The organism is Gordonia sp. (in: high G+C Gram-positive bacteria) (assembly GCF_020438995.1).
Lineage (GTDB): Bacteria > Actinomycetota > Actinomycetes > Mycobacteriales > Mycobacteriaceae > Gordonia.
Genome location: NZ_JAGQTN010000068.1, coordinates 44,391 through 71,109 on the forward strand (window position 1 = coordinate 44,391; position 26,719 = coordinate 71,109).

A 26,719-nucleotide genomic window follows, 5' to 3' on the forward strand; every position below is an offset into this window, starting at 1 on the left:
GTGTTCTATTCGAGAAGTTACCATGCTCACCGGTGACCATGGCGTCGGTCGATCCGACGACAAACAACTCGGACACCATCTGTCTGTTTGGTACCGTCGCCGGACAGGAGGGATGACACACGTGACCAGCAATGATCCGATCGGGCAGGGTGGCGGCCAGTGGGTCGCGCCCGGTTCGGCCCCGGACGCGAACGTCGTGCCGCCCGCGGGCTGGTCCGCCGCACCTGATCAAGCCTCTGCGTATCCGGCGCCACCGCCGGCTCCCGGATATCCGTCGCCCGGCTACCCCGGACCCGGGTGGGGAAACCTCAATCCGATGCTGATGCACAAGCCGGGCATCGTGCCACTACGTCCGCTCGGCGCCGGCGACATCCTGTCGGTCACATTCGCCGCGATCCGGGGCGCTCCCCGCGTCTACTTCGGGCTGGTCTTGCTGATGCAGGTGGCGACCGTACTGCTGTGCGCGGTGATCGGTCTGGTCGTCGTTGCCATCGCATACGGTTCCGACTTCGAGAACTCCCTGGCCGAACTTCTCATCGCCGTCGGCGCGGGCGGGTTCGTGCTGGTGTCCAGCGCGGCGTCCGGGATATGCGCCGGCATCTTGGCGTATCCGCTGAACCAGCAGGCCGTGGGCCGCCGCCCCGGGATCGGCGAGACCTGGCGGATGACGCGGCGCCGCATTCCGGCGTTCCTCGGTGCGTTCTTCCTGATCGCGGTGGGGTCCGTCGCGCTGTTGGTGCCCGCGTTCGCGATGCTCGCGGGGGCGATCGCCGCGCAGACTCCCGCGTTGGCGATCGCCGCGGTCGTGGTGGCCCTTACGACACTGGTGCCGATGGTGTGGCTCGCCGTGCGGGTGTCACTGACGCTGCCCGCACTGTTCACCGAAAACCTCGGGCCGGTCGCGGCACTGCGCCGCTCGTGGACGCTGACCGACGGGTTGTTCTGGCGGACCCTGGGCAACCTGATGCTCATGTATGTGATCGTCACCGTGATCCAGTCGGTCATCCAGTTCGGTTTTCAGATGATCTCCGTCGCCGTGATCCTCGCCGACTCCGGTTCCGAGTCGACCGGCGCGATGCTGGCCTCGATGAGCATCTACCTGTTGGGAACGATCGTGGCCATCATCCTGACGCAACCGTTCATGGCCGTCGTCACCGCCGTGCTGCACCTGGATTCACGTACTCGCAAGGACGGTTTCGATCTGGATCTCGGGGAGGTCGCGGCCGAGGTGGCCGCCGGACAACACACCGGTGGCTGGCCTCCCCTGTCCCGACACTCCCGTCCGGGAGTTCCGTACGGGCAACCCCAAACGCCGTACGGACAGACCCAAGTGCCGTACGGACAGACCCAAATGCCGTACGGACAGACCCAAGTGCCGTACGGACAGACCCAAATGCCGTACGGACAGACCCAAATGCCGTACGGCCAAGCACCGTCTCCCTATGGACAGCCCCAGTACGGACAGCCCGGGCCGTACCCCGGCCAATACCCGCCCTACCAGCAGCCATGACCGTAGGCGTCATCGTCCTGGCCGCCGGACCGGATCCCGACAACGAGCAGGCGCGCCGCTGGCTGGTCGACGAACTCGGCAAAGCCCGCTATCGGGAGTCCAAACCCGGTCTGGTCGAACGTATCTCGGACTGGATATTTGACAAGATCGCGTCACTGACCGATGCGCTCGGTAATTCGTCGCCACATCTTCCGAATGTCGTGGTGGTGCTGGTGATTCTCGCGCTCATCGGCGGCATCGCCTACTCGATGAGATTCGTGCGCCGCACTCGCCGGGTCCGCGGCAGCACCGATCCGGGTGCGCTCGGCCCGGGCACGCTGAGCGCAGCCGAACTGCGCACGTTGGCCGGGCGGGCGCTGGCCGCCGGTGACCATGACGAGGTGGTGCACCTGGCCATGCGGGCCGTCGCCGCCCGGGCCCGCGAACGCACACTGGTACCCGGCGAGGCGACGATGACCGCCCACGAGGTGAGCTCCGCACTGGCCCGGTACTTTCCCGATCATGTCGCGGAAACATCTTGGTTGGCAGGTGTTTTCGATGCCGTCGTGTACGGATCGGCCCACGCAGCACCCGCCGACGCCCGCCGCGCGATCGCTCTGGAGAAGACTCTCGACCGCACCGCACCCCACAGACTCACCGCCGTCGCCGGCGTCACGGAGGCGGTGTCATGACCGCGCCGGCCGTGACGGTTCCGGCCTCGCCCACCAAACGGGGCCGACGATGGTGGTATCTCGGCGTCACAGTGCTGGTGGCGGTGGTCGTGGGTGCGGTCGTGCTCATCACAAGCAGGCAGTCCATCCACAACGGGTGGCTCGACCCCGGCAATCCGCGGCCGGAGGGTGCCGCCGCCCTCGCGGCGGTGATCGACTCCCACGGCGCCGACGTGCGGGTGATCCGCAGCGGTCGCGGCCTGGAGCGGGCAGGAGTCGACGCGAACACCACCGTGGTGGTGAGTAGCATCATCGATGTCGGTGACAAGTGGGCGCCACGCCTGCTCGCCGCGGTCCGGGAAGCGCATCGGCTGGTGCTGATCGACCCGACCAGCCCACAGCTGGGGTCGCTGAATCTTCCGGTGGGCACCACGCAGGCGACCGGTGTCCGGGATACGGTACCCGCCCGGTGTTCCACGGAATTCGTCTCCCCCACTGACACCGTCAGCGTCGCAAAGAACGGCTTTCGCCCGTTCCGGCTCGATTCCGCGGTCGAATGCTTCATCGACGGCGAGGCAGCCCAGCTGGTGGTGTTGCCCAGGTCCGCCGAGCACCCGGAGACGGTGGTGCTGACCGGTGATCTGCTGCGCAACGACACGATCACCCGCGTCGACAACGCCGGCGTGGCCATCCGTACGCTCGCCCCGACCGACAAGGTCGTCTGGTATGTACCCGACTGGACCGACACCCTCACCGACGGTTCAGATGTCAGTTCCGGCGACGACATCCCCGACGCCGTAAGACCTCTGGTGCTACTCGCCGGTTTCGGCCTGCTCGCAGCAATGCTGTGGCGGGGCAGGCGATTCGGCGCGCTGGTGACCGAACCGCTGCCGGTGGTGGTCAAATCCGACGAAACCACCCGCGCCCGCGGCCGGCTGTATCACCGCTCGCGCGCCATCACCCGGTCCGCTGCCGCCCTGCGCGTGCATACCCTCCAGAAGATCAGTGTCACAGTCGGTTTGCCGTACGATCCGCGTTCGGCCGGCCCGGTCGACGCCATCGTCGATGCCGCATCCGCCGCGTCGGGCTGGGATCCGAGTCAGATCCATCCACTGCTGGCCGGTCCGCTACCCGTCGACGACGACGGTCTGGTCCTGTTCGCCCGCGCCCTGTCCGACCTCGAGAAGGAAGTCCGTTTCACGCCATGACATCTGAATTCAGTCACCCCGGTGAACACGCGGCCCGCGCGGCGCTCGGCGCGGTGCGCGCCGAGGTCGCCAAAGCCGTTGTCGGACAGGATGCCGCGGTCGCCGGAATCCTGATCGCGCTGCTGTGCCGCGGCCATATCCTGCTCGAAGGTGTTCCAGGCGTTGCCAAGACGCTGCTTGTGCGGACCCTGGCGAATACCCTCGCCGTCGACACCAAGCGGGTTCAGTTCACCCCCGATCTGATGCCCGGCGACATCACCGGATCGCTCGTCTTCGATGCCGCCACATCGGAATTCACTTTCCGTGAGGGTCCGGTGTTCACCAATCTGCTGCTGGCCGACGAGATCAACCGCACCCCGCCGAAGACACAGGCGTCGTTGCTGGAGGCGATGGAGGAACGGCAGGTGTCGATCGACGGACGGCCCCGTCCACTGCCGAAGCCGTTCCTGGTGGCGGCCACCCAGAATCCCGTCGAGTACGAGGGCACCTATCCGCTGCCCGAGGCACAGTTGGACCGCTTCCTGCTCAAAGTGGTACTGCCGGTCCCGCCGCGCGACGACGAGATCAACATCCTGGCCCGGCACGCCGCCGGTTTCGATCCCCGGAATCTAAGTGCGGCAGGGCTTTCCGCGGTGGCCTCGGCGGCCGACATCGAGGTGGGCGCGGACGCCGTCCGACGGGTGGCCGTCGCCCCGGCGGTGCTGGCGTATATCGTCGACATCGCCCGCGCCACAAGAATTTCCCCGTCACTGTCGCTGGGAGTCAGCCCGCGTGGCGCGACGGCGCTGCTGTCGACGAGCCGGGCGTGGGCGTGGCTCAACGGTCGCGATTACGTCACCCCCGACGATGTGAAGGCGCTCGCGCAATCAACACTGGCGCACAGGCTTTCACTTCGGGCCGAAGCCGAACTGGAAGGTGTGTCGGTCGCGGCCGTGCTCGAGAGCGCCATCGGTTCCGTTCCCGTGCCACGCTGATGTTCATCACCGGACGGTTCTTCGGCCTGGTCCTGCTCGGGGCCGTGCCGGTCATCCTGTCGCCCTCGCATGCGACGGTGCTGTGGTGGATGCTCGTCGCGCTGATACTGCTGGTCGCCGACATCGTGGCGGCGGGCAAGCCGCTGGCGGTGGAGCTGACAAGGCTGCCCATCGCCCCGATCCGGCTCGGCGAGCAGACCACCTCGACACTGCTGGTGACCAATCCCGGACCCCGCCGATTCCGTGGCGCGCTGAAGGATTCGTGGCAGCCGTCGGCGGGAGCCGGTTCGCCAGTCCATCAGCTGGATGTGCCCGCGGGCGAGCGCCGCGCCGTCGTCACCACGCTGCATCCGACGCGCCGCGGTGACAGGCTAGCCATCCGGGTCACAGTGCGCCGCCCCGGATTGCTGGGGCTCGGTGGCCGGCAGCGGTCGGTCGCCGTCGGCGGCGGCGTCCGCGCCCTGCCGCCGTTCGGATCGCGTAAACACCTGCCGTCGCGGCTGGCCCGGCTGCGTCAGCTCGACGGCCGCTCGGCCGTCCGGATCCGCGGGCAGGGCACCGAATTCGACTCGCTGCGCGACTATGTCGAGGGAGACGACGTCCGCAGCATCGACTGGCGGGCCACCGCGCGGCGCCGGTCGACGGTGGTGCGCACGTGGCAGCCCGAACGCGACCGGCACATCGTCATGGTGCTCGACACCTCGCGTACGAGCGCGGCCCGCGTGGGCGATGCACCCCGGCTCGACGCATCGATGGACGCCGCGCTGCTGCTGGCCGCCCTCGCGTCCCACGCCGGTGACCGGGTGGACCTGATCGCCGGTGACCGGCGGGTGCGCCAACGCGTGATCAACGCGTCGCGGTCGACGCTCCTGAACGACCTGGTCAACGGGATGGCACCGCTGGAACCGGCTCTGCTGGAGGCTGATTGGCCGTTGTTGAGCGCCGAAGTGACCAAGATCAGCCGCCATCGGGCGCTGCTGGTGCTGTTGACGGCCCTGGAACCGGCGGCGATCGAGGAGTCGCTGCTGGCGCCGCTGTCGGTGCTCGCGCAACGCTACCGGGTGGTGATCGCCTCGGTCGCCGATCCCGCGATCACGGCGATGGTCGATCAGCGTGAGGATCTGCGGCAGGTGTACGACGCCGCAGCCGCAGTCCGCACCGGTCTGCTGCGTGAACGCACCGTCGCGGCCGTCGGGCGTCTGGGTGTCGACGTTGTGGCGGCTGATCCGGAGTCGCTGCCCGCGGCGCTGGCCGATCACTACCTGATGCTCAAGTCCCGCGGTCTGCTCTGATCAGGATCTCGCCGCGAACGGGCGCAGCGTCACACCGGCTTCGGTGAGCCGGTCCCGGACCACCGTCGCGATGTGCACGGCTCCGGGGCTGTCGCCGTGGACGCAGATCGAATCGGCCTCGATCGCCACCTCGCTGCCGTCGCGGGCCACCACCACACCGTCGCGGACGAGGGTGAGCATGCGTTCGGCGATGAGGTCCGGATCCTCGAGCACGGCGCCGGCCTCGCGCCGGGACACCAGCGCGCCGTTCGGCTCGTAGGCCCGGTCGGCGAACGCCTCCGGTACGGCCCGCAGACCGGCTGCCCTGATCTGGTCGACGATCGGTGAGGAGGCCAGACACACGAGCGCGAGATCGGGGTCGACGGCCTCGACCGCACCGATCACCGCGGCCGCCTGCTGCTCGTCGAATGCGATCGTATTGTACAGCGCCCCATGAGGTTTGACGTAGCTGACCTCGGTTCCGGCCACCCGGGCCAGCGCCTGCAGCGCACCGATCTGATAGATCACGTCCGCTTCGAGTTCGGCTGCCGACGGCGTCATCGGGCGGCGCCCGAAACCGACGAGATCGGGATAGGCGATGTGCGCGCCGACCGCCACCCCGAGTTTCGCGGCGGCACGGACCGTCGCCAGCACCGACACCGGGTCGCCGGCATGGAATCCGCACGCGACGTTCGCGCTGGTCACGATCGCGAGCATCGCGTCGTCGTCACCCATGCGCCAGGCACCGTAGTGTTCGCCGAGATCGCTGTTCAGGTCAATTTGCATGTGCCCCAGCTGCATGTACCCCAGCCTCCTACGCGACCGGCACCGAATAGCCGCGCTCGAACTCCTCAACATCGCCTGTCTCCGAAGCATTGTGCGCCCAGCGACCGGCCGTGAACACATACACCCAGAAGCCTGCCCAGACGACCACACCTATCCCGATGCGCGCCCACGTCGGCAGTCCCGACGGGGTGACGAATGCCTCGATGATGCCGCAGATCAGCAGCAGCACAACCAGACCCAGCGACACCCCGATCGCCGCACGGCCCTCCTCACCGAGGGCCTGTACCCGTGTCCGGTCCCCCGGTGACACCCACGCCCAGAACAGCCGCAAACCCACTCCGGCTGCCACGAACAGACACGTCAGCTCGAGCAGGCCGTGCGGGGTGATGAGGCCGAAGAACAAGTCGCCGCGCCCGTGGTTGATCATGATCGCCGCGACCACCGCCAGGTTGACGACGTTCAAATACAGCATGTATACGACCGGAAGGCCGAACACGCCGAGCGCGATACATGTTGCGGCGAGCCAGAAGTTGTTGGTCCACACCCGGAACGCGAACGACTGCGCCGCGTACTCGGAGTAGTAGTCCTCGAAGTCGTGGTTGACCATCTCCTCGATCTGCGCGGGCGAGGCCAGCGACGACTCGATGCTCGGATGTTCCAGCATCCACCACGTCATCACCACCGCTGCGACGGTGCTCGCCGCCATCACCCCGATCCACCACCAGCGCATCCGGTACATCGCCGCCGGAAACGACCGGGCGAGGAACCGGCCCAGATCCGACCACGACGCCGACCGCGTCCCGGCCGCGCGTGATCGGGCCCGCGCCAGCAACGCCGACAGGTATCCGACCAGTTCGGCGTCGGGGGTGGCCGAGCGGATCACCGACAGATGGGTGGCGACGCGCTGGTACAGGTCGATGAGCTCGTCGGCCTCTTCACCGGTGAGCCGTCGGTTGCGGGAGAGCGCGTCGAGCCGCTGCCAGGACGGCAGGTGCTCGGTCACATACGCGTCGAGATCCATGAGGCCAGGGTATGCCTCGGGGAGGGCTGTCGGTCGTTCACGCGACGGTCAATTCGCCACGCACTAGGCTCGATGGCTATGTACGGATCCGGAGTCCCAGCGGACGGGACCATCGGTGTGGGCGCCGACGATCTGGTGTCCGGGGAGGCCGTCGCGCTGGATCTGCCGCCGGCGAACATCGGGCTGCGGGTGCTGTCGGGTCTGATCGACATCGTCGCCGGGATGTCGTTATGGTTCGCGCTTCGTTACATCGGGACGGCGCTGGCCGGGGACACCGACGACGCGATGCTGATCGCGACCCTGACGGTGGCGACGATTCTGGCGATCGTGGCGTTCCCGACGGCGATCGAAACCGCGACCCGCGGCAAGACGCTCGGCCATCTGGCGCTGGGGCTGCGCACCGTCCGCGACGACGCCGGTCCGATCAGCTTTCGGCACGCGCTGACCCGGGCTCTGGTCGGCAGCGTGGAACTGTACAGCTGCATGGGTTTTCCGGCGCTAGTCGCCAGTGTGGTGAACAGAAAGGGCAAACGGCTCGGGGATCTGCTGGCCGGAACATATGTGATCCGGGACCGGTACAAGCTGCGGATGCCGCAGCCGGTGCCCATGCCGGGTTATCTGGAACCGTGGGCGCGTTCGGCCGATATCGCGACCCTGCCGCCACAGCTCACGCTGGCTATCCGGCAGTATTTCGCGCGACGGCTCAAGCTCACGCCGTCGTCGCGGGCGATCGTGCTGGACCGGCTGGTCGTCGAAACGTCCCGGTATGTGGCTCCGTTGCCGCCGCCGGGAACACCGGGCGAGTACCTGCTGGCGGCGGTCCTGGCCGAGCGTCGGCGCCGCGACACCGTACGGATCGGACGCGAGAATCGGCTGAGACAGCGGTTGCTGAGCTGAACCGCACGGGAAACACGGGTGTCACACGGCTGACTCGGGTGATCAACCGACGACGCACACAATGGAGAAGTCGCCCAGCCCCCGGAGGTTCCCCATGTCACAATCAGATTCCCGGCCGACGGAGTTCGTGGTCCCCGTCGTCGATATCTCCGCGTACGTCGGCGAGGGCAGCACCGATGAACGCGCAGCCGTCGCCAAGGCGATGGACAATGCTTGTGCCACAGTCGGATTCGTTCAGGTGGTCGGGCACGGCATTCCCGCCGGCATCTGGGACGGGCTCGGCGACGCCTCCGACGCCTTCTTCAACCAATCTCTCGCCGAGAAGAAGAAATACCTCGCCCCCGGCAATCGCGGCTACTCCCCACCCAAGAGCGAATCACTGTCGCTGAGCCTCGGCGTCGAATCGTCGTCCCGCATGAACGACTTCTTCGAGGCGTTCAACGTGGGCGCCGAAGCCCGGTCCTTTCCCGGCCTGGACCTGTCCGAGGACGACTACGGCCTCAACGTGTGGCCGGATCTCGACGCGTTCCAGGACCGCGTGGAGGCCTACTATGCCGAAGCGGCCCGCGTTGCCCACACGCTCACCGGCGTCTTCGCCGACGCCCTCGGCCTCGATCACGACTTCTTCGCAGCTCTCACCGACCACGCCATCGAAGTGCTGCGCATGAACAACTACGCCCTCCCCGAAGGCACCGTCACACTCGACGGCGACCTCACCGGCATGGGCGAACACACCGACTACGGCATCGTCACCGTGCTGTGGGCCGATCAGGTCGCCGGGCTGCAGGTACTCGGTACCGACGGTATCTGGCACGACGTCAGCCCCGTCGACGGCGCCCTGCTGATCAACCTCGGCGACCTCACCGCCCGCCTGACCAACGACCGCTGGATGTCGACGCTGCACCGGGTCAAACCGCCCATCGTCGACGGCACCATCAAGCGTCGCCGGTCCGTCGCCTTCTTCTGCGACGGCAACGTCGACGCCGTCATCGAAACCCTGCCCAGCCACCTCGACGCCGACGACGGCCTGGCCTACGAACCGATCCTCGTCCGCGACCACATCAAAGCCAAACTGGCCGGATCCAGGCAGGGCAAAGCCAATACCGCCGCAGTCCGCGAGGCCGCGAGAGTATTGGCCGCGCAATCGTCGTAGCAGAACAAAAACCGCCCCCGAGAGCGGAACTGACGCGTATATGCGTCTGATCCGTGCTCCGGGGCGGTTCTTGTTCCGAGGTATTACTTGAGCTCGGCGCTGGACTTGCCGAGCAGTCGGCGGGCGATGATGAGTTGCTGGATCTGCTGGGTGCCCTCGAAGATGTCGAGGATCTTGGCGTCGCGGGCCCACTTCTCCAGCAGGCTGGTCTCCGAGAAGCCCGCCGTCGCAGCGAGTTCCACCGCTTTGTTGGTGAGATCGTTGACCGAGCGGCCGGCCTTGGCCTTGGACATCGACGCCTCGGTGGAGTTGGGCTGCTTGTTATCGGCCATCCACGCGGCGCGGATGGTCAGCAACCACGAAGCCTCCCAATCGGATTCGAGGCGGATGAACTCACTGACCGCGGCATGCTGGGCAGCTGCGGGCTTGTCGTAGTCGATGGTGTGACCAGCCGCTTCGAGGATGCTGCGGAGCTCTTCGAGAGCGGCGCGGCCGAGGCCGACGGCCATCGCGGCGACCACCGGGCGGGTGTTGTCGAAGGTCTGCATGACCCCGCCGAAACCCTTCTTGGTGTCGATCTCCGGCGAGCCGAGCAGGTTCTCCTTGGGGACGCGGGCGTTCTCGAACCGCAGCACCGCGGTGTCCGACGCCTTGATGCCGAGCTTGTGCTCAAGGCGGGCGACGGTGACGCCCTCGGTGTCCATCGGCACGACGAAGCTCTTGATGGCGGCGCGGCCGACGCTGCGGTCGAGCGTGGCCCATACGACGACGTGGTCGGCGCGCGAACCGGCGGTCACGAAGATCTTCTCGCCGTTGATGACGTAGTCGTCGCCGTCGAGGACGGCGGTGGTGGAGACGGCCGCCGAGTCCGAGCCGAAGCTGGGTTCGGTGATGGCCATCGACGCCCACACGTCGGCGAAGCGCTCGAGCTGCTCCTTGTCGGCGACGGCGGCGATCGCGGCGTTGCCCAGACCGTTGTAAGGGATCGACAGGGTCAGGCCGACGTCGCCCCAGCTGGTCTCGAGCGTGTTGAGCACCGAGATCATGTTGACGCCGTTCTTGGACGGCCCCTCGTCGGGCTTGCCGGCGGTCTCGGCGCGCTTCTTCTTGGATTCCTTGATGAGTTTGCCCAGGTCATCGAGCTCGGTGGGGTTTTCGTGCTCGGCCTTGTCGTACTTACGGGACACGGGCCGGAAGATGTGCTCGCCCACCGCGTGGGACTGCTCCACGGCCGCAGCCAGCTTCGTGGGGAGCTCAAGGTTGATCGACATGGCCGTCATCTTACTGCTGAGTAAGTTACTTGCCAACCCTTCTGGCGTACTTATCCGGCGCTAGCGTTGGGCATGGCCTACGACGAGGATCTCGCCGACCGCATCCGCGACGTGCTGACCGGGGAGACCGGCGTCAGCGAGAAGGCGATGTTCGGCGGTCTCGCCTTTCTGCGCAACGGCAACATGGCAGTTGCCGCCAACCGCGAAGGGCACATCATGGTGCGGGTTCCACGGGAGCAGACCGAGGAGATCCTCGGCTGTGACCACGTGGAACCGATGGTGATGTCGGGCCGGGAGATCAAGGGTTGGGTCCACGTCGACAAGGCCGGCCTGGCCGGAAAGGGGCTCGGAAAGTGGGTCCGGCTGGGCTGGGACCACGCCGGCACTCTGCCACCCAAGTAGCCGCGAACAAGAACCTCCCTCGTGCGGGGACTTACTCCATATCTGCATCGGTCCCCCGCATGAGGGCGGTTTTTGTCGGGTCAGTTCAGGCCTGAGCGTAGGCGGGCGCCTAGTTCGGCGAGGACAGCGGGGCGTTCGCCGATTCCGGGGCGCCAGGGGAGGGTGAGGCGGTCCTTGGTCTTGTCGGCGTAGCGTGGGATGACGTGCAGGTGAAAGTGGAACACCGTCTGCCAGGCGGGGGCCTTGCAGCAGTTGAGCAGATTGACCCCGTCGGCGCCGAGTTCGGACATCGCGGCCTTCGCGACGCGCTGCGCGGACAGGGTGACCGCGGTGAGGTCCTCGGCGTCGATCTCCAGCAGATCCTCGGAGTGGAACTTGGGGATCACCAGCATGTGGCCGTCGGCGGCGGGGTTGATATCCATGAACGTCAGCGTCAGATCGTCCTCGGCCACCTTGGTGCCGGGCACATGCCCGCTGACGATGCCACAGAACACACAATTCTCCATGCCGGTCATCATCGCGCACCGAGCCCGGTCTTACCTGTGTTCAGCGAGGTTGATGTCGGGCAGGGCCCAAAACCAGAGCCCGCATCTACGGGACGATGTTGACCAGGCGGCCGGGGACGATGATGACCTTGCGGGGTTCGCCGTCGAGGAGGGCGGCGATCTTGTCGTCGGCCAGGGCGGCTTCGCGGAGGGTGGTTTCGTCGGCGTCGGCGGGGACCTGAATGCGGCTGCGCACCTTGCCTTTCACCTGGACCGGGATCTCGATGGTGTCCTCGACGAGCAGGGCCGGGTCGGCTTCGGGGAACGGGCCGCGCACCAGCAGGCCGTCGTGGCCGAGGCGGTGCCACAGTTCTTCGGCGATGTGCGGGGCCAGCGGGGCGAGCATCGTCACCAGTTGTTCGACGACGCTGCGCGGGGCTCCGTCGGCGTAGAACTTGGTGAGGTGGCCCGTGAGTTCCATCAGCTTGGCGACGGCGGTGTTGTCTCGCAGCTCCGAGAAGTCTTCGCGCACACCGGCGATCGTCTTGTGCAGCAGCTTGACGGTGTCCTGCGAGGGCTCGGCGTCGGAGACGCGGACCGCGCCGGACTCCTCGTCGACGACCAGACGCCACACCCGCTGCAGGAAACGCTGGGAGCCGATGACGTCCTTGGTGGCCCACGGCCGGGACTGATCGAGCGGGCCCATGAACATCTCGTACACGCGCAGGGTGTCGGCGCCGTAGTCGCGGCAGATGTCGTCGGGGGCAACGGAATTCTTGAGCGACTTGCCCATCTTTCCGTATTCCTGGTTGACCTGCTCACCGTTGTAGAAGAACTTACCGCCGGACTCGGTGACCTCCTCGGCCGGCACGTAGACGCCGCGGGAGTCGGTGTAGGCGAAGGCCTGAATCATGCCCTGGTTGAACAGCTTCCGGTACGGCTCGGCGCTGGTGACGTAGCCCAGGTCGAACAGCACCTTGTGCCAGAACCGCGAATACAGCAGATGCAGCACCGCGTGCTCGACGCCGCCGATGTACAGGTCCAGACCGCCCGGATCGTTGTCGCCATGCAGGGCGGGCCGCGGACCCATCCAGTACGCCTCGTTCTCCTTGGCGCACAACGCTTCTTCGTTGGTGGGGTCAATGTAGCGCAGTTGGTACCAGGAGCTGCCCGCCCACTGCGGCATCACGTTGGTGTCGCGGCGGTACTTTCGTGGGCCGTCGCCCAGATCCAGTTCCACCTCAACCCATTCGCCTGCCTTCGCCAGCGGCGGCGACGGCTCCGAGTCGGCGTCATCGGGATCGAACGAGACCGGTGCGTAATCCTCGACCTCCGGAAGTTCCACCGGCAGCATCGATTCGGGCAGTGCGTGGGCGCGCCCGGCATCGTCGTAGACGATGGGGAACGGCTCGCCCCAATACCGCTGACGCGCGAACAGCCAGTCGCGCAGCTTGTATTGCACTGTGCCGGTGGCGACTCCGTCGGCCTCCAGCTTCTCCACGACCTTCGCCTTGGCCTCGTCGACGCGCAGGCCGTCGAGGAAGCCGGAGTTGATCAGCGGGCCGTCGCCGGTGAACGCCTCGGATTCGACGCCCTGCTCGGAGCCGATGACCTCGATGATCGGCAGGCCGAACGCGGTGGCGAACTCGTAGTCGCGGGTGTCGTGGGCGGGGACCGCCATGATGGCGCCGGTGCCGTAACCCATCAGGACGTAGTCGGCGATGAACACCGGAATCTGCTGACCATCAACAGGATTGGTGGCGTACGAGCCGGTGAAGACGCCGGTCTTCTCCTTGTTCTCCTGCCGTTCCAGGTCCGATTTGGCCGCGATCGACGCCCGGTACGCCTTGATCGCGTCGGCCGGGGTCACCGCGCCACCGGTCCAGCGGGCGTCGGCGTCGGCGGGGTAGGTGTCAGCGGTCAGCGTCGCCACCAGCGGATGTTCGGGTGAGAGCACCATGTAGGTGGCGCCGAACAGGGTGTCGGGGCGGGTGGTGAAAACCTCGATACCGACGTCGACACCCGGGGCCGGGAAGGTGACCCGCGCACCGCGCGAACGGCCGATCCAGTTGCGCTGCATTGTCTTGACCTTGTCCGGCCAGTCCAGCAGATCCAGGTCGTCGAGCAGTCGGTCCGAGTAGGCGGTGATGCGCATCATCCACTGCCGCAACTGCTTACGGAACACCGGGAAGTTGCCGCGGTCGCTGCGGCCGTCGGCGGTGACCTCCTCGTTGGCCAGCACCGTGCCCAGGCCGGGGCACCAGTTGACCAGCGAATCGCTCAGGTACACCAGGCGGTGGTCGTCGATGATGTCGGCGCGCTGCTGCGCGGGCAGGTCGGCCCAGTTGCCGCCGCCGGGAACCTCGCGGGTGCCGTTCTCGAACTCGACAACCAACTCGTCGATGCGGCGCGCCTTCGCAGCGGATTCGTCGTACCAGGCGTTGTAGATCTGCAGGAAGATCCACTGCGTCCACCGGTAGAAGTCGACGTCGGTGGTGGCGACGCGACGGCGCTCGTCGTGGCCCAGACCCAGGCGGCGGATCTGCCCCAGATACCGCTCGATGTTGGCCTCGGTGGTGGTGCGCGGATGCGTACCGGTCTGCACCGCGTACTGCTCGGCGGGCAGGCCGAACGAGTCGAAGCCCATCGTGTGCAGCACGTTGCGGCCGATCATCCGCTGATAGCGGGCGAACACGTCCGAGCTGATGAAGCCCAGCGGATGCCCGACGTGCAGGCCTGCACCCGACGGGTACGGGAACATGTCCTGCACGAACAGCTTGTCGGGGGCGTCGGCCGACGCGCCACCGAACGGGGTCAGGTCACCTGCGAGCGGGCCCACCGGGTTGGGGGCCTCGAAAGCGTGCCGGTCCTGCCACTCCCGCTGCCAGTGCGTCTCGATCCGGCCGGCAAGCTCCGCGGTATAGCGGTGCTCGGGAACGGTCTGGTCGGCAACGGGGGACGACGGGTCTGCAGAAGTCACCCGACCAGCGTAAATCGTGGGCCGTCGCAATCCTCAATCGCGTCCGTCGTCGCCGGTGGCGACTGGCTCGGCAACGACGCAAAGTCGTAGAATGGCTGACCGTGAGTGTCCTGTCGATCGTCGCAGCCGTTCTGGCGTTCGTGTGTGCCGCGGTGTGGGGCACCGTCGGAGTTCTCGGTGTCACCGGCAAACTCCCCGGAAACCGGTGGTTCGGTGTTCGATCCCCCGAGACCGGGAAATCCGAGGCCGCGTTCGTGCTGGCCAACCGGGTCGCCGGGCCCGGCTTCATCGGCGCGGCCGTCATCCTCGTGATGGGCGGCGTTCTCACCCTCGGCGTCGACGGCGGCTGGTCGATCCTGTTCGCGCTCGCCGCGCTCGCCGTAGCCGTCGTCACCGTCGGCGTGGTGAGCGGGCTCGGTATCCGGGCCGCGCAGGCGTTGCCCGACGAGTCCGGCGGCTGTGACTGCTGCTCCGGGGGCGACGACCACGGTGCCGCGTCTGCCTGCAGTGACGACAAAGCCGGATCACCCGCCGATGATTGCGGCCAGTCGAGCTGTGGGTCGTGCGCGTTGCAGGGAATGTGCGAGACGGATTCCGCGGCCGCCCAGCGGCAGTAGGTCCGCTTTCGTTCGTTTCGAGGCGGTGCGGTCATGCGGTCGTCTCACCGGACCCTTCGCGACCCTCGCTCCTTCGTCGCTTCGGCCTCAGGGATCAAGAGGGTGACACCACGCACCCTTCGACACCGGCATCAGCAAGCAAGAGAGTGACACCACACACCCTCCAACACCGGCATCAGCAAGCAAGAGAGTGACACCACGCACCCTTCGACACCGGCATCAGCGACCAAGACGGGGCCACCATCTTGATCCCTGAGGGCTGTCGCGCGAGCTTGCGAGCCGACAGCGTCCCGAAGGGTCCGGTGAGATGCGGTTCCCAACCCAGGTCAGTTGCGCAGGACGTCGATGGGGTGGGTGGCCAGCAGCGGTACCGGCCACGGCTGACGGCGCAGTACCGAGAACCACAGGTCGGCGACCGGCGGGGCGAGGATGTCACCCGGCAGTGCCGACGCGACCAGCCAACTTCCGTCGGCGAGTTCGCCGTCGAGCTGACCGGGACCCCAGCCCGCGTACCCGGCGAAAATACGCACCCCTTCGAGCCGGTCGGCGAGCAGTTCGGGATCGGCATCGAGGTCGATGAGCACGACCCGCCCGTCGACCGGCCGCGCACCGAGCTTCTCGTCGTCGGACATACCGGGTTTGAGGATGCCCAGACAAAGCGCGGCGTCGCGTTTGACCGGGCCACCGACGAACAGCGCGCGCGGCGACGCGGCCAGATCGGTCCACCGCGGCAGCAGATTGTGCACCGCCGCCTGACTCATCTGATTGATGACGACGCCGAGACTGCCCGCGCCGTTGTGCTCCATCATGTAGACCACCGAACGGCGGAACGTGGGCTCGATCAGATCCGTGGACGCGATCAGCAACGATCCCGGCCGTACCCGCGGCGGCAACTGCCTGGCACCCGACCCGGCGTCGGGCGAGGAGTCGGGAGTCGGATCTTGCGCATCGTCACCGCCTGTCACCCGACCATCATCGCACGCGATACCGAGCTCGGGTCGGTACTCTGAGTCAGTGGTCTCTGGTTCGGTAAGCGCCGAAAAACACGGCGCGGCCCGGGTATTTCTGCGTGCGATGCGCCTGCCCGGTCTGCGTCGTCTGCTCGCGGTGCGCCTGGCCGGCCAGCTCACCGACGGAGTGTTCCAGGCGGGGCTTTTCGGGGCCATCCTGTTCAACCCCGAACGTCACGCCGACCCGCTGGCGATCGCCGGCGGGCTCGCCGTGCTGCTGCTGCCGTATTCGGTGATCGGCCCGTTCGCAGGTGCGCTCATCGACCACTGGGACCGCCGCGTGGTGCTGATGGTCGCCAACACGCTGCGGGCACTGCTCATCGGTCTGGTGTCCATCGCCATCGCGTCCGGATCCTCCGACACCGTCGTGCTGATCTCCGCCCTCGCAGTCACCGGCGCCAGCCGATTCGTGTCGTCCGGGATGTCGGCGGGACTTCCCCACGTGGCGCCACGCGAGGTGATCGTGGCCGTCAACGCCATGTTCGTGACGCTGGGTGCGGGAATGCTCGCGGTCGGCGCCGGTATCGCCGCCGGTCTGCGCGCCGTTTTCGGTTCGGACAACACCGGCAGTGCCCTCACCGAACTCGGGGCGGTCGTGCTCGCCCTGCTGGCGGCGGCGATCGCCCGCGGTTTCCATCCGCGTCAACTGGGCCCCGACCACGCCGACGATCCCGGAAGTTCGGTGACCCACGCCGTGCTGGTGGGCCTGTGGCACGGCCTGCGCGAGGTGCTGCACACGCCGTCGGTGGCTGCGGCGCTGTCGGCGATCGGCGCGCACCGGCTGGTGTTCGGGATGAACACACTCGTCCTGATCATCTTCGGCAGACACGTCAGCAAGGGCGACGGCCTCGAGGTGATCGCCGCAGTCGGCGGGGCCACGGCCCTCGGAGCCCTGCTCGCCGCGATCACCACCCCGCTGTCGGTACAGCATCTCGGCAGACGCGCCACCCTGGTGACGGCGCTCAGTGCCGGCGCGGTCGTCGAACTGAGCGTCCTCACCTACTCGCTGCCGGTCATCTATGTCGCGGCCTTCCTGCTGGGGCTGGTCGGGCAGACCGTCAAATTATGCGGCGATGTCGCGATGCAGTGCGACGTCCGCGACTGGGTGCGCGGTCAGGTGTTCTCCGTCCAGGACGCCACCTTCAACGTGGCCTACGTCTGCGCCATCACCGTCGCCGCGATGACTGTTCCCGACGACGGTCACACCGCGGTGCTGCCGGTCATCGGTTCTGTGCTGTACCTGCTGGGTATCGTCGCCGTCCGGGTGCTGCACCCCGCGGCCACGCCCCCGATCCGGTCGCAACTGTCTGCCACCGGCGGGTAACCGCCCTCACCTGTCGAATCCTTGCTCTCCGCGGTGGCGCATGGTGTCTGCGCGACCGTCACCGTCGGAATCGATCAGCACCTGATCGAAGACTCCGTCCCCGTCGGAGTCGAGGTAGAGCCGCCCGCCACCGCCGCGGGTGGCGCGCAGTTCGATGTCGGTTCTGACGCTCCCCGGCTTCGTATCCGCTGACCCGGCGTCTTGCGGCTTGGTGTTTTCGGGCTTGGTGTCAGCATGGGATCGGTCCCTGGCCGCAGACGGGTCGGTCTCCCGAACGTCCCACACGCCCTTGCCCGAGTCGGAGTAGTAGCGTTCGTGCGATCCCGTGTCGGGAGAGTCGGTGTCGGGTAGGCCGATGTCGATGGCGGCCAGGTCGGCGACGCCGTCGCCGTCGGTGTCCCACATCGCGTCGTCGCGGCGGCCGTCGCCGTCGAAGTCGAGCCGCACCGCGTCGGCCACCCCGTCGCCGCTGAGATCGAGGTCGGCGCGGCTCGTCCACGTGGTGGTGCTGCCGTCGCCGGGCCCGAAGATGTAGTCGATATACGAGTCCATGAGGATTGGACGCAGCCGAACCCCTTTTGGTTCCAAATTCACTGAACTTAATTGGCTTCCGGATACTGTTGCGCCGCTGACGCCCCGGCGATCACCACCATCGGCTGAAGTAGGTTTAGGCCCATGTACGTGAGCGAACTCGGGGAGCAGTGGCACCGCGCACGCGTCGAACCCGACATCATCCATCTCGACTCGGCCGCCGCCGGACGATCCTCGGACGCCACGATCAACGCCATCACCGACCATCTGTGGCGGGAATCGCGGGCGGGTTCCTACGTCGCGGCCGCGGCCTGCGCCGAGCAGATGCGTCGCGACCTGCGGGGCCTGTCGTCGCTGATCGGGCACACCCCCGACGAACTCACCTTCCGGGAGAGCGCCCGCGCCTGCCTGCGGGCCCTGCTGACGCACTGGTCACTGCCGGTGGCCTCGACGGTGTGGGTGGCCCGCAACGAGTTCGGCCCCAACCTCGATGAGTTCGAACGCCGGGGCTATGCGGTGCGCCCCCTGCCCGACGGTGACGTCTTCGGCCACGTCGACACCGACGCGCTGGAGAACATGCTGCAGTTCGAGCAGCCCGCGTTCATCCACCTGTGCCACATCGGTTCGATGTCGGGGGCGGTGCAGCCGGCGGTCCGGATCGTCGAGATCGCGCACGCGGCGGGGGTGCCGGTGGTGATCGACATGTCGCAGTCCGTCGGCCACGTCCCCACCGTCACCGGCGCCGACATCGTCTACGGCACCAGCCGCAAATGGCTCACCGGACCCCGCGGCATCGGGTTCATCGCCGTGCGCCGCGACTCCCTGCGCGAGGTCGAGATACCCGATTCCGACGCCTTCATCGCCGGCCGGGTCGGCCTGCACAACGCGGTCCGCGAACTGCTCGCCATCGGTCAGCAACGGGTGTTCCGCGAACTGGCCACGGTCGGCCGCGTCACCCGCGAACGCCTCAACGGCATCGGCAGCTGGGAGATCCTCGAAGCCGTCGACGAACCCTCGGCCCTGGTCACCCTCGCCCCTCCCCCCGGGTGGCAATCCGCCGACGTTCGCGCCGCCGCCGACAAGCTCAGGGCCACAGGTATTCTCGTCACCGCCGCCGACTCCTGGCGTGCCCCCCTGGCCACCGAACAATCGGTCCTGCGCGTCTCCGGACACCTCGACGTCCGCCGCGAGGACCTCGACCTACTCGCGGTCAACCTCCGCACCATGGGCTACTGAACAACATACTGTTGCGCCGCTTCAACGCAACCGACTAGGGCGTGTCTATCCGATCCACGAATCGTTGCGAACCATTTTGCCTGATCATCCGGTGTTCGACCGTGGCCCGCTGCCACTATGTGGACAGATCGGCGAGGGTTTCGGTGACGATGTCGGTGACGGTGCGTCTGGCCTTGTCGGCGTCGGCGGCGACCAGGCCGATGCGGGTGCGGCGGTCGAGGACGTCGTCGACGCAGAGGGCGCCCTCGTGGCGGACGGCGAACTCGATCTCGGCGCGGGTGACGTCGATGCCGGGGGCGACGAGGCCGAACGGGTCGTCGACCTTGGCACGATCGAAGACGGCGGGGGTTTCCGAGCCGTAGCGGGCCACCGCGAAATCGGGCAGCGATGCGGTGGGGGTGAATCCGGAAGCCCCGATCAGTGGGGTGGTCTCGGTGATACACGGCGCGGCGGTCAGTTTGCCGACCGCGATCGCCGCGTCGACCGTCTCCTGGGCCCGGCGCCGGTAGGTGGTGAGGGTGCCACCGACGACGCTGACCATGGTGCCCGACAACCAGATCCGGTGCCGCCGTGTGGGATCGGCGAGATCGCTGCCGCCGGGAAAAGTGCCGAGGATGTCTGCCGGTGTCAACGGCACCCTCAGCGCGGTGTTGACCGCCGACAACAGTACGTCGATGTCCGACGAACTCTTCTGCGACTCAACCGAACCCACGGCCGGGAAATCGCCGCGGGTGAAACCGATGTACGCCCGGCCCAGTTGAGCGGGCAGGATCGACACCAGGTCGGAAACCGAATTACCCAGTGGCACAGATAATCCTGCCGTCGGATTGCCGAGCCGGGCGGCATCGATGACCAAATGGGTGCCGCCGCCCTGCGCGAGTATCGCCTCGTGGTCTATCCCCTCGGCCCAGCGCCCGGCCGCGTTGACCACCGTCCGCGCGTACACGTCGAAACCCTCGCCGGTGAGCGTATCCACAAGTCGCGCACCATAATCGGTCACGTTCTCGGCACGCGTGGAGGTACATACCGACGCCCCGAACGCCGCCGCCGTGCGAGCCAGCGCCACCACGAACCGGGCGTCGTCGACGAGTTGGCCGTCGACCGTGCTCCATGAGCTACGCAACCCCTCCCGGCGCACCTGCGGCAACAACCGGATGGTGTCGAGGGCGCCGATCCGCGCGGGCGGCGGTATCAGCTCGGCGGGCGTACCCGACGCCTTGCGTAGCATCTTTCCCAGCGAGACACCGAGACGTACCCGCAGCGCCCGCTCCTCCGGTCCGTACAGCGGATAGATGTGCCGCAGCGGCGACGTCAGGTGCGGGGCCACCGTCGTCATCAGGATGCGCCGTTCCCTGGCGCATTCCATGATCATCGGAAGATGCCCGCTCGTCAGGTAGCTCAGACCGCTGTGCAGGATCTTGTTGCTCCATCGCGACGTACCGAACGCCAGATCGTTGGCCTCCACCAGCGCCACCCGCAGACCTCGCGCGGCGGCGTCGAGCGCGACCGCGGCGCCGGTGACACCGCCACCGATCACGAGCATGTCCAGCGGCGAATCCCGGTCGGCGAGGGCGGCCAGGTCGGCGCGGCGGCGGGCGGCGTTGAGACTGGTGGTCACGAGCCGAGACTAACCTCTGATCGGCGCCACAAACAGACCCTCAGCATGTGTCGGTGTCCGCGTCGTGCGGCAGCAGAGCGGCTGCCTGCGCCTTGGTCAGCGGCGGGGTGGTGGCGCAGATCCACCGCTTGGCCACCTTGACGTCGACGACCTGCCGGTACAGCGAACCGGAGCTGTCGCCGGAGGTGAGGATCGCCTCGTCTGTGGTCGCCGACGGCGCGAGCTGCCAGGCGGGCACCGGGTCGGCCTGCGGCATGAGCGGCACGACCGCGACCGCCGGCTTCCAGCCCTTGTCGCCGAGTGTGAACGTGCGCAACTGATGCGTGCTGGTGCCCACCACCACACGCGTCGGGGTGATCGACAGCGTCGCCGCGTACAGTTCCGGCAGCCGGGCACGCTCGGTGGCGGTGCCGGCGGACTTGTCGATACGCCAGGCGCTCAAGTCGCGGGAGGCCAGCACGATGGTGCCGTCCCGGGTGAACGTGACCTGCGAGGCCGGGTTCGAATCCTTGATCACCACAACAGGTTCGGTGGGCTGGGTGGGTTTCACGGCGGTCAGGTCGTAGACATAGGTGTTGGCGTCGTCGGAGCTCACGGCGAGCATCGTGCCGGCGGTGTTGAACGCGATACTGCGGATCAGGTCGCCCGGTCCCACCAGATTCCCGGAAATCGCCTGGGGCGCACCGGCATTGCTTACGCTCCACAGCCGGACGGCGGTGTCGTTGATCCCGGCTGCGAGCACATCCGAGCGCGGTGAGAAGGCCACCGCGAAGGTGTATCTGGTCTGCGTGGTGATCGAACCGGCCGCCCGCGGACGGTCCGGGTCGGCGATGTCCCACAACTGCACGAGGCCACCGTTGTTGTTCGCGGTGGCCACCCTCGTCCCGTCCCGGTTCACACTGAGCCGCGGTTTGTCGTTGACCTTGCGCTGCACCGCAACCCGGCCTTTAAGGTCGATGTCGGCGCCGGCGGCGGTCCACACCGACAACATCGCGTCGGTGCCGGTGCTGGCGATCACCTTGCCGTCACCGGAACTGTCGAGGCTGGTGATGGCTCCACCCTGACCGGTGAGCACCCCCGATGGGAAACGCCACACGTCGATCAGTCCGTCGTCGCGGCCGACCACCATCGACGACCCATCGGGGCTGACCGAGCCGGCGAAGGTGCGCAATGTGCCCTCGGCGGGTGCGTTCTCCATCGACCACAGGGTGCTCGGCGAGCGCGGGTCGACGGTGTTCCACACCTGCACGCTGCCGTCGAGGCGCGGCGACATCACGCGCAGCCCGTCGGGGCTGAAGCCGATGGACCACGATCCGCCGGGTGCGTGCGGCAACGCCGGACTCAGCGGCAGCGGCCGCGTCGGGTCCGCGACAGCCCAGATCTGGGCGTTGGAACTGTCGCCGGTGACGGCGAGTTCGCGACCACTCGGACTGAACGCCACCGAGTGGGTGATCGACGGGAAGCCGGTCAGCACCGGGCCCGCCTCGACCGGGGACGCCGGGTCGGCCACATTCCACAGATGCACCACCTGGTCGTCGCCGCCGCTGGCCAGTAGCCGCCCGTCGCCGCGGTACGACAACGTGCGCACCGGACCCGAATGTGCGCGAAGCACATTCGCCGGTCGACCGTCCACGCGCGACCCGACGACCCGGAACAGCGCGATCGTCCCGTCGTCCGACGATGTCGCCAACTGGTCGCCCTTGGGCGAGAACCGGGCCATGTACACCGTCGAGCCGTTACCCGGCTTCAGCGTGGACACCAGTTGGGGCGCACCCACATCGGCGATGTTCCACACCCGCACCAGCCCGTCACCGCTGGCCGCCGCCAGTAGCGGCGCTGTCGGGTGGAACGTCACCGCGGTGACGAAGTTGCCGAAACCCTCCAGCGTCGCAACAGATTTCAGGGGATCCCCGGAGCCTTGGCCCGTCTCCCACACACGTACCGTCCGGTCTCCGCCCGCCGACGCCACCAGCTTCCCCGAACGTGAGTAGGCCAGATCGTAGACCGCCGCGGTGTGCCCGGACACCGACGTGGCCAGCGGACTCGACACCGCCCCGAGTATCCGTTCGACGATGGCACCGTCGCCGGGGTAGCGCTTGTGGCCGGACAACAACATCCGTGCCGCCACTGAGGGATTGGCCGATTGCAGGCTCAGTATGTTGGACATCATCGCCGTGTGTTCGGCGGCGTTGCGTTCCTTTTCCAGAGCGGCGGCCTGCCGAAACGAGATTCCCGCCGTGATCATCGACACCACGGCCAGCAGTGCCACCACGCCGATACCGATCGACCGCAGCCGCCTGGTGTGTGCGCGGGCGGCGATGGCGTCGTCGAGGAACCGGTCGTTGTCCGCCGACAGCAGATTCCGGTAGTTCTTGTTCACCTCGTCGCGCTGCAGGAGAGAAAGTTCCAGCCGCGCACCGGTGTACAGAAACGACTTGTGCCGGTCGGCGTCCACCCAGGCATCGGTGTCGACGTCAAGCTGCTGATGCCACACCAGCGAGTCTTTGCCGGCAATGATCCAGCCGCGTAGCCGAGGCCACGCCGTCAGCACGACGTCGTGGATCAGCATGATGACCTCGTCGGACACCGTGACCAGCCGCGCCTGGGCGAAGATGTCGACGATCTCGGAGACGTCCTCGCCGAACCGGGTCCCGACCGTCGCCAGATCGAGGGGGGCACGCAGCGCGGCGCCGTCGGCCCGCACATGCACCAGCGCCATCAGTAAGGTCCGGGCCAGGTCCCGATCCTCCGGACCGATCGACGACCACGCGTCCTCGGCGGTGTCGGCGACGGCCCGGGCTATACCGCCCGCCGCCCGGTACCCGGAGATCGTCATCCGGTTGCCGGTGCGCCGCGACCAGGTCACCGCGAGTACATGCGCGAGCAGCGGCAGCCGGCCCGCCCGGTCACCGGCATCGGCCGCGGCGTGCAGGTCATTGATGAGGACATCGGCCAGGCCCGACTCGATACGCCCGCCGGCCAGCTTCACGGGGGCGGTGATCGCCATCCGCAGCCGCGCGTCGGACATCTCGGTGACGATCACGCAGTACCGCTGCCAGGCGCGGGCCAGCGTCGGGAACTCGACGCAGTTACCGAAGAAATCAGCACGCACACCGATGACGACGACGCCGGTGTCGGTGGCGTACCGCTCCAAGGCTCCGACGATGCCGCGGACGTCCTCGTCGGGTCTCGTGAACACACTCTCGAACTGGTCGATGACGAGGATGTTGTCGAGTACGCCGCCGGTGGGTCCGGGGCTCGGGTCCGTCGCCTTCGCGTCGTCGGAGTCAGGGTCGGTCTCGGTCTCGGTCTCGTTCGGGGTGGTGGCGTAGAGAACGGAGGCCGCGCCGTCCCGGGCGGTGATCCGCATACCGTCGTCGTCGATGGTCGCCGTACTCGGCGACGGAATACCCTCGGCCCGGGCCAGGCCCGCACCGAGCAACGACGACTTGCCCGAGCCGGACACCCCGGCGACGACGACCACGCGCGGCCCCTCGTCGTCGGCGGCCGCCGTCCGGATCGTCGCGGCGAGTTCGGCGATGAGGTCGTCACGGCCGAAGTACACCTCGGCGTCGGCCTCGGTCAGCGAGGACAGGCCCGCGAACGGCCGCAGATCCGGCGACGTCTTCACCGACGCCGCATCGTCGGCGTCGTCGGCGGGCGTCCACAGTTGCTTCCAGTCGGGAATCGACAACACGCCGGTCTCGCCGGCGCGGAGGGCGCGGGTGGTCAGCCACACCAGCAACGGTTCGACGGTCGAGAATTCGCGCGGCAGGTGCCTGCCGTTGCGCCAGTCACTGATGCGCTGCGGCGAAATCGATATCCCCGCCGCCGAGCATCCCGACGACGCCGCACGCAACGTCGGATTACCGGCACGGACGAACAGCCGGGCAAGTGCCTCACCGAACGCCGCCTCCCGACGACCCACTCCCTTACCTGCCACCAGGCCAGCGTAGTGATGCACCCTGACGGCGCGCGCACCCGACGCCGGTGACAATGGTCATTTCCGACGGTTCCCGGTCCGGTCCGGAATTTACAAAATGTCCTCTACCTGCTGATTTGACGGCATTTCGGGACGAACTCTTGGTCGGCGAACGGTCTGCTGGTGAACTTATTCCAAGCAACGAACGACCGCCGGGACCGCGCAGCACGCGGTGTTGCGGGGGCATCGAAGTCGGGGGTGCGTGACCGGCGGTCGTTCGTTGCTGAATCCTGTTCCAGGAGATGTCAAGCGTTGGATTCGGCGGTGCCCGCAACGCGGTCGACGCTCGGTCCCGGCCCGCCCGGCTCGGTAGCGTCGGCCCGATGAGCTCCTACTTTCGTCGCCTGCCGACGACGGTCGCGGTGCCGGCCGTCGGGTCGTTGCTCGCGATCGTCGTGGCCGGTGCGCTCTCCCCGGACCCAGGGACCGCGCAGGCGTCCCGGCCGGCCGTCGGCATCGGACCGGCGGCTACCCACACCCTGACCCTGCTCCTCACGTCGGCCGTGATCGCCGCGCTGATCGCGACCGTTGTGGCGTTGGCCGCGCGTCGGCTGCCCATTATCGGGGTCCTTGTCGCCGCAGCCGATCGGGTGCTGCCGATGGTGATCGTCGCGATGTCCGCGGTTGCGGTGTCCGTCGGCCGCGGCAGTCCGGTACACCCGGTGGTGCTCGCGGCGATACTCGCCGTTCCGGCGGGAGTGGCGTTGGCCGCCCGGCTCGCCGATGCATTGAGCGGCGAACTGCGACGGACGTCGGCGACGATGGCGCGCATGCTCGGCATCGGCCCGCGACGGCTTCTGCTCCGGCGCGCCCTGCCCGGTGCCACGTTGCGCGTTGTGCCCGCGATCACCACGACCGTCGCCTGGCTCACCGTGGCGGTCCTGGTGGCCGAACCGATCACCCGGCGATCCGGTCTGGGGTCGCTCACCGTCGCCGCGATCGACGACCACGACGCCGCCCGATTGCAGGTGCTCGCGGCGGTCCTGATCGTCGGAGTCACGGCCGTCGGGGTACTGGGCGCGGTGGCCCGGGCCGCCGCCGATCCCCGCATCCGGTCGTGAGCATCCAAACGGTGCTGACAACCACCGGCCATGACATCCTCACGGTGGCGGCCGGGGTGGCCACCGGCGCCGCCGTGGGTGGCACGGCGGGGTTCGTCGCCGCCGTCGGGCGCAGAACCCGGCCGGGCCCGCGCATCGTCGACACCGCGACCGTCCCCGTGGCGGTGGCCGCAGTGCTCGCCGTCATCCTGATCGCAGGTCCGGGCGGGCCGGCAATCGTGACTCTGGTGGCCGCGACGACGTTCATCCGGTTCGTGTCGCGGACTCGCGACGTCGTGGCTGAGTCGCTGTCCCGGCCGCCGGTCCAGGCGCTGTTCGTCTCCGGCGCCCCGACTCGCTCGATCATCCGCCGGCACGTGCTGCCGATCGTCGCCCCGCCACTGCTCCGCGACGTGCTCGGCTCCGTCTCGATCGGGGTGTTCGTGGCGTTCGCCGCAGGTTACGCCGGACTCGATCCGGCGGGTCTCGGTGGGCTGCTGGCCACCCGGACGGCCGACGGCGACGCCCTGATCCCGGTGCTCGCCCCCGTATTGGCGGCCGGGGTGATCGCGCAACTGGCGCGATCGGCTGCCGCGGCGGTCCCCGTGCCGGCCCCGGCAGAGACACCTGCGCTCACCCTCACCGAACACGCCGGCGGTGCGCGGGTACGGCGATCGGCGGAGCCGGTGGACGCGTTCGGCGACGACGACGGCTTCGAAATCCACGTCTATTCCCACCCCGCCCTCGATATCG

Annotated in this window: 22 protein-coding genes; 13 read left to right on the forward strand and 9 right to left on the reverse strand. The window is 67.9% G+C overall.

Annotated features, from left to right (window positions below; all coding sequences use genetic code 11):
• Nucleotides 1-121 precede the first annotated feature (121 nt).
• The 5 genes from KDB67_RS06105 to KDB67_RS06125 are packed head-to-tail and all read left to right on the forward strand — an operon-like array spanning nucleotide 122 to nucleotide 5,634.
• The gene (locus KDB67_RS06105) at nucleotides 122-1,510 is read left to right on the forward strand and encodes a glycerophosphoryl diester phosphodiesterase membrane domain-containing protein (RefSeq protein ID WP_291013686.1); all 1,389 of its coding nucleotides are present in this window, start codon (nucleotides 122-124) and stop codon (nucleotides 1,508-1,510) included.
• Nucleotides 1,507-2,181 (forward strand): DUF4129 domain-containing protein, encoded by a 675-nt coding sequence (locus KDB67_RS06110; protein ID WP_291013688.1) that lies wholly within the window; start codon nucleotides 1,507-1,509, stop codon nucleotides 2,179-2,181. Before KDB67_RS06105 ends, KDB67_RS06110 begins: the two co-directional genes overlap by 4 nt.
• Entirely contained in the window at nucleotides 2,178-3,368 is a 1,191-nt protein-coding gene (locus KDB67_RS06115) for a DUF4350 domain-containing protein (RefSeq protein WP_291013690.1), read from the forward strand. Before KDB67_RS06110 ends, KDB67_RS06115 begins: the two co-directional genes overlap by 4 nt.
• Nucleotides 3,365-4,342, forward strand: a complete 978-nt coding sequence (locus KDB67_RS06120) for a MoxR family ATPase (RefSeq protein ID WP_291013692.1) — start codon at nucleotides 3,365-3,367, stop codon at nucleotides 4,340-4,342. Before KDB67_RS06115 ends, KDB67_RS06120 begins: the two co-directional genes overlap by 4 nt.
• The gene (locus KDB67_RS06125; protein ID WP_291013694.1) at nucleotides 4,342-5,634 is read left to right on the forward strand and encodes a DUF58 domain-containing protein; all 1,293 of its coding nucleotides are present in this window, start codon (nucleotides 4,342-4,344) and stop codon (nucleotides 5,632-5,634) included. Before KDB67_RS06120 ends, KDB67_RS06125 begins: the two co-directional genes overlap by 1 nt.
• Here the strand turns inward: KDB67_RS06125 and KDB67_RS06130 are convergent, their stop codons facing one another.
• Both KDB67_RS06130 and KDB67_RS06135 read right to left on the reverse strand, forming a co-directional pair.
• Nucleotides 5,635-6,399: a 5-oxoprolinase subunit PxpA gene (locus KDB67_RS06130; RefSeq protein ID WP_291013696.1), complete on the reverse strand. Its 765-nt coding sequence runs from the start codon at nucleotides 6,397-6,399 to the stop codon at nucleotides 5,635-5,637.
• Nucleotides 6,400-6,427: 28 nt separating this feature from the next.
• Nucleotides 6,428-7,420 (reverse strand): stage II sporulation protein M, encoded by a 993-nt coding sequence (locus tag KDB67_RS06135; RefSeq protein WP_291013698.1) that lies wholly within the window; start codon nucleotides 7,418-7,420, stop codon nucleotides 6,428-6,430.
• Nucleotides 7,421-7,498: 78 nt separating this feature from the next.
• On the opposite strand from KDB67_RS06135, the gene KDB67_RS06140 reads away from it, so the two are divergent.
• A complete protein-coding gene (locus KDB67_RS06140) occupies nucleotides 7,499-8,317 on the forward strand; it encodes an RDD family protein (RefSeq protein ID WP_291013700.1) in 819 nt (272 codons plus the stop codon).
• Between the two features lie 94 nt (nucleotides 8,318-8,411).
• Entirely contained in the window at nucleotides 8,412-9,470 is a 1,059-nt protein-coding gene (locus KDB67_RS06145) for a 2-oxoglutarate and iron-dependent oxygenase domain-containing protein (RefSeq protein ID WP_291013702.1), read from the forward strand.
• Between the two features lie 83 nt (nucleotides 9,471-9,553).
• Here the strand turns inward: KDB67_RS06145 and KDB67_RS06150 are convergent, their stop codons facing one another.
• Complete coding sequence (locus tag KDB67_RS06150) at nucleotides 9,554-10,741, reverse strand: acyl-CoA dehydrogenase family protein (protein WP_291013704.1); 1,188 nt, start codon at nucleotides 10,739-10,741, stop codon at nucleotides 9,554-9,556.
• Between the two features lie 72 nt (nucleotides 10,742-10,813).
• Between KDB67_RS06150 and KDB67_RS06155 the strand changes: the two genes are divergently transcribed.
• On the forward strand, nucleotides 10,814-11,143 hold the full coding sequence (locus tag KDB67_RS06155) for a TfoX/Sxy family protein (RefSeq protein ID WP_291013706.1): 330 nt from the start codon (nucleotides 10,814-10,816) through the stop codon (nucleotides 11,141-11,143).
• 80 nt (nucleotides 11,144-11,223) lie between these two features.
• On the opposite strand, the gene KDB67_RS06160 is transcribed toward KDB67_RS06155, so the two are convergent.
• A complete protein-coding gene (locus tag KDB67_RS06160) occupies nucleotides 11,224-11,649 on the reverse strand; it encodes an HIT family protein (RefSeq protein ID WP_291013708.1) in 426 nt (141 codons plus the stop codon).
• Between the two features lie 85 nt (nucleotides 11,650-11,734).
• The gene (leuS, locus tag KDB67_RS06165) at nucleotides 11,735-14,608 is read right to left on the reverse strand and encodes a leucine--tRNA ligase (RefSeq protein ID WP_291013710.1); all 2,874 of its coding nucleotides are present in this window, start codon (nucleotides 14,606-14,608) and stop codon (nucleotides 11,735-11,737) included.
• A 101-nt stretch (nucleotides 14,609-14,709) separates the two neighbouring features.
• On the opposite strand from leuS, the gene KDB67_RS06170 reads away from it, so the two are divergent.
• Nucleotides 14,710-15,225, forward strand: coding sequence for an SdpI family protein (locus KDB67_RS06170; RefSeq protein WP_291013712.1), 516 nt, complete (start codon nucleotides 14,710-14,712; stop codon nucleotides 15,223-15,225).
• Nucleotides 15,226-15,551: 326 nt separating this feature from the next.
• Here KDB67_RS06170 and KDB67_RS06175 read toward each other — a convergent pair whose 3' ends face one another.
• Complete coding sequence (locus tag KDB67_RS06175) at nucleotides 15,552-16,190, reverse strand: YqgE/AlgH family protein (protein WP_291013714.1); 639 nt, start codon at nucleotides 16,188-16,190, stop codon at nucleotides 15,552-15,554.
• Between the two features lie 109 nt (nucleotides 16,191-16,299).
• On the opposite strand from KDB67_RS06175, the gene KDB67_RS06180 reads away from it, so the two are divergent.
• Entirely contained in the window at nucleotides 16,300-17,559 is a 1,260-nt protein-coding gene (locus tag KDB67_RS06180; protein ID WP_291013732.1) for an MFS transporter, read from the forward strand.
• Between the two features lie 6 nt (nucleotides 17,560-17,565).
• Here the strand turns inward: KDB67_RS06180 and KDB67_RS06185 are convergent, their stop codons facing one another.
• Nucleotides 17,566-18,111 carry a hypothetical protein gene (locus tag KDB67_RS06185; RefSeq protein ID WP_291013716.1) on the reverse strand — a complete coding sequence of 182 codons (546 nt, stop codon included), beginning with the start codon at nucleotides 18,109-18,111 and terminating at the stop codon, nucleotides 17,566-17,568.
• A gap of 123 nt (nucleotides 18,112-18,234) precedes the next feature.
• On the opposite strand from KDB67_RS06185, the gene KDB67_RS06190 reads away from it, so the two are divergent.
• A complete protein-coding gene (locus KDB67_RS06190; protein WP_291013718.1) occupies nucleotides 18,235-19,326 on the forward strand; it encodes an aminotransferase class V-fold PLP-dependent enzyme in 1,092 nt (363 codons plus the stop codon).
• A gap of 115 nt (nucleotides 19,327-19,441) precedes the next feature.
• Here KDB67_RS06190 and KDB67_RS06195 read toward each other — a convergent pair whose 3' ends face one another.
• On the reverse strand, nucleotides 19,442-20,944 hold the full coding sequence (locus KDB67_RS06195; RefSeq protein ID WP_291013720.1) for a glycerol-3-phosphate dehydrogenase/oxidase: 1,503 nt from the start codon (nucleotides 20,942-20,944) through the stop codon (nucleotides 19,442-19,444).
• Between the two features lie 40 nt (nucleotides 20,945-20,984).
• On the reverse strand, nucleotides 20,985-24,887 hold the full coding sequence (locus tag KDB67_RS06200) for a WD40 repeat domain-containing protein (RefSeq protein WP_291013722.1): 3,903 nt from the start codon (nucleotides 24,885-24,887) through the stop codon (nucleotides 20,985-20,987).
• A gap of 362 nt (nucleotides 24,888-25,249) precedes the next feature.
• On the opposite strand from KDB67_RS06200, the gene KDB67_RS06205 reads away from it, so the two are divergent.
• Nucleotides 25,250-25,987: an ABC transporter permease subunit gene (locus tag KDB67_RS06205; RefSeq protein ID WP_291013726.1), complete on the forward strand. Its 738-nt coding sequence runs from the start codon at nucleotides 25,250-25,252 to the stop codon at nucleotides 25,985-25,987.
• On the forward strand, nucleotides 25,984-26,719 hold a 736-nt coding region (locus tag KDB67_RS06210), incomplete at its 3' end, for an ABC transporter permease subunit (RefSeq protein WP_291013729.1). The genes KDB67_RS06205 and KDB67_RS06210, both read left to right, overlap by 4 nt.

Bases quoted from the DNA above. Each gene is read 5' to 3' on its own strand.
- KDB67_RS06110 (WP_291013688.1), top strand. From the start codon at position 1,507: ATGACCGTAGGCGTCATCGTCCTGGCCGCCGGACCGGATCCCGACAAC.
- KDB67_RS06115 (WP_291013690.1), top strand. From the start codon at position 2,178: ATGACCGCGCCGGCCGTGACGGTTCCGGCCTCGCCCACCAAACGGGGC.
- KDB67_RS06120 (WP_291013692.1), top strand. From the start codon at position 3,365: ATGACATCTGAATTCAGTCACCCCGGTGAACACGCGGCCCGCGCGGCG.
- KDB67_RS06125 (WP_291013694.1), top strand. From the start codon at position 4,342: ATGTTCATCACCGGACGGTTCTTCGGCCTGGTCCTGCTCGGGGCCGTG.
- KDB67_RS06130 (WP_291013696.1), bottom strand. From the start codon at position 6,399: ATGCAAATTGACCTGAACAGCGATCTCGGCGAACACTACGGTGCCTGG.
- KDB67_RS06135 (WP_291013698.1), bottom strand. From the start codon at position 7,420: ATGGATCTCGACGCGTATGTGACCGAGCACCTGCCGTCCTGGCAGCGG.
- KDB67_RS06140 (WP_291013700.1), top strand. From the start codon at position 7,499: ATGTACGGATCCGGAGTCCCAGCGGACGGGACCATCGGTGTGGGCGCC.
- KDB67_RS06145 (WP_291013702.1), top strand. From the start codon at position 8,412: ATGTCACAATCAGATTCCCGGCCGACGGAGTTCGTGGTCCCCGTCGTC.
- KDB67_RS06150 (WP_291013704.1), bottom strand. From the start codon at position 10,741: ATGTCGATCAACCTTGAGCTCCCCACGAAGCTGGCTGCGGCCGTGGAG.
- KDB67_RS06155 (WP_291013706.1), top strand. From the start codon at position 10,814: ATGGCCTACGACGAGGATCTCGCCGACCGCATCCGCGACGTGCTGACC.
- KDB67_RS06160 (WP_291013708.1), bottom strand. From the start codon at position 11,649: ATGGAGAATTGTGTGTTCTGTGGCATCGTCAGCGGGCATGTGCCCGGC.
- KDB67_RS06180 (WP_291013732.1), top strand. From the start codon at position 16,300: ATGCGCCTGCCCGGTCTGCGTCGTCTGCTCGCGGTGCGCCTGGCCGGC.
- KDB67_RS06185 (WP_291013716.1), bottom strand. From the start codon at position 18,111: ATGGACTCGTATATCGACTACATCTTCGGGCCCGGCGACGGCAGCACC.
- KDB67_RS06190 (WP_291013718.1), top strand. From the start codon at position 18,235: ATGTACGTGAGCGAACTCGGGGAGCAGTGGCACCGCGCACGCGTCGAA.
- KDB67_RS06205 (WP_291013726.1), top strand. From the start codon at position 25,250: ATGAGCTCCTACTTTCGTCGCCTGCCGACGACGGTCGCGGTGCCGGCC.